Origin of the sequence: Pantoea sp. Morm (assembly GCF_016643525.1) — a bacterium.
Lineage (GTDB): Bacteria > Pseudomonadota > Gammaproteobacteria > Enterobacterales > Enterobacteriaceae > Pantoea > Pantoea dispersa.
Genome location: NZ_VOQX01000179.1, coordinates 1 through 3,695 on the forward strand (window position 1 = coordinate 1; position 3,695 = coordinate 3,695).

The 3,695-nt window shown below is 55.7% G+C and carries 6 protein-coding genes and 1 pseudogene; 2 read left to right on the forward strand and 5 right to left on the reverse strand.

Going from position 1 to position 3,695, the window contains the following annotated elements; all coding sequences use genetic code 11:
• The 5 genes from FT726_RS26370 to FT726_RS26390 form a co-directional block, all read right to left on the reverse strand.
• Nucleotides 1-307 (reverse strand): Rpn family recombination-promoting nuclease/putative transposase (locus tag FT726_RS26370; RefSeq protein WP_346303752.1); only part of this gene is annotated, 307 nt, incomplete at its 3' end.
• Between the two features lie 13 nt (nt 308-320).
• The gene (locus FT726_RS26375; RefSeq protein ID WP_346303753.1) at nt 321-575 is read right to left on the reverse strand and encodes a hypothetical protein; all 255 of its coding nucleotides are present in this window, start codon (nt 573-575) and stop codon (nt 321-323) included.
• 74 nt (nt 576-649) lie between these two features.
• Nucleotides 650-904, reverse strand: coding sequence for a hypothetical protein (locus tag FT726_RS26380; RefSeq protein ID WP_346303754.1), 255 nt, complete (start codon nt 902-904; stop codon nt 650-652).
• Nucleotides 901-1,503 carry a hypothetical protein gene (locus tag FT726_RS26385; RefSeq protein WP_346303755.1) on the reverse strand — a complete coding sequence of 201 codons (603 nt, stop codon included), beginning with the start codon at nt 1,501-1,503 and terminating at the stop codon, nt 901-903. Before FT726_RS26385 ends, FT726_RS26380 begins: the two co-directional genes overlap by 4 nt.
• Complete coding sequence (locus FT726_RS26390; RefSeq protein ID WP_346303756.1) at nt 1,493-1,759, reverse strand: hypothetical protein; 267 nt, start codon at nt 1,757-1,759, stop codon at nt 1,493-1,495. The genes FT726_RS26385 and FT726_RS26390 overlap by 11 nt, the downstream gene beginning before the upstream one ends.
• A gap of 827 nt (nt 1,760-2,586) precedes the next feature.
• On the opposite strand from FT726_RS26390, the gene FT726_RS26395 reads away from it, so the two are divergent.
• Nucleotides 2,587-3,381, forward strand: coding sequence for a hypothetical protein (locus tag FT726_RS26395; protein ID WP_346303757.1), 795 nt, complete (start codon nt 2,587-2,589; stop codon nt 3,379-3,381).
• 32 nt (nt 3,382-3,413) lie between these two features.
• Nucleotides 3,414-3,695, forward strand: a pseudogene (locus FT726_RS26400) (tyrosine-type recombinase/integrase); the annotation flags it as partial.

Below are 3,695 nucleotides of genomic sequence, written 5' to 3' on the forward strand. Positions count from 1 at the left end.
TGGCGGCCACGGCGTAACGCATCAGGCGAAACGCCATGTGCCGGTCAGGCGTTGACTGGTGCTCGATCAGCACGTGGATGTAGCCGTCGCCGGCGGCGGTCTTCAGGCTGTAGAGCACGTCGCTGTAGAAAGCGCGCAGGTTTTCCTCCACAAAGCTGCCGGACTCGAGCTTCAGGGTGCTGAGGTCACAGACGGCGCGCAGCTCTGCCGGCAGGTGCAGCTCGATAAAGTCCCGGGCCGTATCGGGATGCGTCAGGAAAGCCTTGAAGGCCGCATCGTGGGGGACAGGCGTTGGCTTTTTCACCATGAGCTCCTTAAGTTCAGGCTGATGGCAGCGCCGGCAGGCCCAGCGCCGCGGCCAGTTCGTCCACGGACATGTCAACGTCGAACCACTTATCGTTAGACAGGACTACGCGGGCACTTTTGAGAACGCCTTCTTCCCGGATAAATGCGATCAGTTCTTTCTGTATCACCCAGGCCTTCCCTTTTCTGTCCCGTAAGGCAATGAGGTTAGCCGGCGAACAGGCTGTGGCCGCGTAGCTTTCTGAGGTGCTTCTGACGTTTGTATCAAACATAGCGGGGCTTTCCTTAACGTGTGATTATCATTTCTCTGCCGCACTGCTATGCGGATTCTTCGCTGTATTACGCGCTAGCCCGCCCTGCTTTCCTGGCACACCCGGATCAGTGTCCGCGCGGCATCGCGGAGCAGGGGCTTAAGCTCAGCGGGATAGCCGGCCGCCGGCGGATTTTTTCTGCACTCCTCACTGACCGGGCTGACCGCCCCGGCGACCGGGGCGCCGGAAAACCGCACCTCAGCAGAGAGCGGGCCGTGCTGTTCGCTCCCCGGTACCAGGCTGACCAGCAGCGCGCTGAGCGCGAACGCGACGGCCCTGATGGTACTCATCGTGCATCCTCACCGGCGCCTGCGGCCGGCGCGTCAGCATTGACCTGCACGCGAGAAGGCAGACCCGCGCGGACGCAGGCCTGATACCACTCAGCCACCTGCAGGGCGTCGGCAGGCAGCCAATGCAGGGCTCCACCCGGTAACTCGATCTGCAGGCAGGTGGTGCCGTCCAGACGCACCACGTAGGCCGCGCTGCGTACCAGGAAATCCTGGCCGTTCAGGCGGACATTCGCCGGGACGTCCGCTGCGCTCCCGGGCAGCGAGGTCAGCGCGCATACCGTAGATTCCCGCCGCGTCCTTTCCTGAGCGTTAACCTCGGCCTGCAGCAAGGGGGCCGCCTGGTCCCTGCCCGCATCGGTGAGCTCAACGGCCAGCTGCAGGTTTGGCGCCCGCAGCGTGCGCAGCCAGCCCGCGTCTTCCAGCCGGCGGCAGGAGGCGCGCAGGTTAGGCCCGTAAACCGGGACATCCGCGCCCTGCTCCAGCAGCCGCCCGAGGTCGCGGGTGGCCACAGGACCCGGCCGGTTTGCATCAAGGGCGGCCAGCACGACGAGGATCCGTCTCTGCAGCGGCGACGGGCGGCGGGTTTTTTCAGTGGACATCGGCAGCAGGCTCCCTGCCGTCTGTTTCCAGCCCGGCCAGCAGGCGAAGCTGGCGGTGATCGTCGGCATAGTCCTTGTCCGTTTCTTCCATGCCCTGAATGAGGGTGAGAAAGAGATCGATGGCCCCGACGCAGAGCCCCCTGTCAAATTCATCAGGGGGAGTACATCCGGCCGCGGCAAAGGTGTGCAGCATCGTCCGGGTGGTTTCCAGCAGCTGATCATAGGTAATGCTGAGCGTTAGGCCGGGGCTTCCCATAATGACTCCATGCGTGTGAATGACGGATAAGGATTCGTTATTGCTATGAAGAGTGATTTTCTCTTATCTGAATATTATCATATCAGATATGAATTTAGCGAATAATTACAATAATGACATCTCATCGTGTCATCACCTCCCTAAGATCCGGAAAAGGGTGGAACCGGATCTTTTCTACCATCGGGCGTTTTTTTGCGCGAATAACTACATATAGTGTCTAGCATAGCTAATGAGGGCACAACATACGGGATTTGTCAGGGAAGCACCGGCAGCAAACCGGCGCTTTTACGCCTGAGAGCCACGTGTTACGCTTCCGTGAAAGTAAAGAATATGGCAGAAAGCGGATCCGGCGCAGGGGGCGGTCAGGTAATTGCGGTAAGTGAAAATAATCTGGATCACAATTTTTATGCTAATTAAGTTAGCGATTATAATAACGTTATACATTTAATAGTGATTAATTCTCATTATTAGTCTGTTGATAGCTCACACGATTAATTAGACAAAAGTGATAACCATAAGTAACTAATGATAAGCAACGAAATAATATCAAAGTTAATTTGTCTGGACTGCGCGAGCGTGTGGCTCTGCCACATATTAGACTCCCAGGGTGAAACTCTCTGGCTGCTCGTATGCGAGGATCAGGGTTTATACGAGGAATATGCGAGGCGGCATTTAACCAAAGACGGTTATGAGTGGTCGCTGTCGCTTTACGGTAACCCGGTAATCTTCAGACAACTTCCTTCTGGCGCCATCCGCTACGATTTGACGAACCCTCATGACGCGAAGATGTTCGTTTCTATGACATGCATCATTTAAGGAGACTGCTGATGGGCAGCATGAAAGAGCATATGATGGATCTGCAGGAGGAGCGGTTTGAAGCATGGGCTGAGCTGCATCGTCCTGACATCAAGCCCTCCTCGTCAGAATGGGAAATAATCAGGGAGGAATACTACGACTGGCAGGATTTTTTGTACGAGCAGGGTCAGGCGGAATATGAAAAGGAGCTTTATTCGGCGTCGCTCAACTCGGTCAGAGACCGCTGCAAGCATGCTTTCTCCGAACTTGATCGGCTCAGTGATTTAAACGCATCTTCTCAGCCCCCGATTGTATTAAGGATGTCGTGGGTTCACGCAGTCAGCGTGATGGAAGCCTGCGTGATGTACAGCGCGCGCGCCCTGCTCAACCACGAACCTCACCTAAATCTGTTCCGCTTAAACCATGCGAAAATTGGATTGAGGAGAGATCATATTAAACTTCTTGATACAGCGGCCAGGCTTGAAGCATCCGGTGAGCCTGATGCCTCAAAAGATGCTTACAGGCTTGCTGCACAGTCAATTGTAGGGAGCAGGACCTTCCACAACCCTGAGTATATTCGCCGGTATTTCGGTTGTATGTTGCAGACGGTGCCTGCATGGCCTACTGATTCACTGAGTGACATAATAGAAACGCGGCATGACCTTGTTCACCGCAACGGTAATACTGCAGCCGATACTGAAGCAGTGATCGGACGTTTTGAGCTTTTGAATGCATTGAAAACTATTATTCATTTTCTTGAGCTATTTAGCGAAACCATGGCCAGTGAGACCGCCGGTTATACTAAACGCGATGATGATGAATTCTGACTCATAACTGATTTTATGGTCTGAATAATATAATGACAGCCCTTACTGCTTACGAATATCCCTCTCCAGTAGCTTCTTTGCCCGTGGCTATCGACTATCCAGCCGCGCTGGCGCTGCGCCAGATGGCCGCGCTGGTCGACGACCTGCCGAAATACCTGCTGGCGCCGGAGGTCAGCGCCCTGCTCCACTTCATGCCCGACCTGCGCCGCAAGATGCTGTTCACCACCCTGTGGAACACCGGCGCACGCATCAGCGAGGCGCTGGCGCTGACGCGGGGAGACTTTCTGCTGCGCCAGCAGTACCCGTTCGTGCAG

Bases quoted from the DNA above. Each gene is read 5' to 3' on its own strand.
- FT726_RS26395 (WP_346303757.1), top strand. From the start codon at position 2,587: ATGGGCAGCATGAAAGAGCATATGATGGATCTGCAGGAGGAGCGGTTT.
- FT726_RS26390 (WP_346303756.1), bottom strand. From the start codon at position 1,759: ATGGGAAGCCCCGGCCTAACGCTCAGCATTACCTATGATCAGCTGCTG.
- FT726_RS26385 (WP_346303755.1), bottom strand. From the start codon at position 1,503: ATGTCCACTGAAAAAACCCGCCGCCCGTCGCCGCTGCAGAGACGGATC.
- FT726_RS26375 (WP_346303753.1), bottom strand. From the start codon at position 575: ATGTTTGATACAAACGTCAGAAGCACCTCAGAAAGCTACGCGGCCACA.
- FT726_RS26380 (WP_346303754.1), bottom strand. From the start codon at position 904: ATGAGTACCATCAGGGCCGTCGCGTTCGCGCTCAGCGCGCTGCTGGTC.